The organism is Arthrobacter sp. E44, from assembly GCF_041877125.1.
GTDB lineage: Bacteria > Actinomycetota > Actinomycetes > Actinomycetales > Micrococcaceae > Arthrobacter.
Genome location: NZ_JBHDJA010000092.1, coordinates 1 through 243 on the forward strand (window position 1 = coordinate 1; position 243 = coordinate 243).

Sequence of the window (243 nt, forward strand, 5' to 3'; positions counted from 1 at the left end):
TGAGCTCGGCCGGGGACAGCCTGCACCAGGCCACCGACACCGTCTCGGCCAAACTCTCCGACGCCGGCCACACCGTCAGCGCCGCCCCGGACCAGGTCAAAGCCAAAACCGCCGGCAACCCGCTGGCCGCCGGACTCATCGCCTTCGGCGCCGGGCTCCTGGTCTCCTCCCTGATCCCGCCAAGCCAGAAAGAACGCGAAGCCGCGGACCAACTCAAAACCGCAGCCCAGCCCCTGGCAACCC

Annotated in this window: 1 pseudogene; it reads left to right on the forward strand. The window is 70.0% G+C overall.

Going from position 1 to position 243, the window contains the following annotated elements:
• Nucleotides 1-243: pseudogene (locus ACETK3_RS21435) on the forward strand (hypothetical protein); the annotation flags it as partial.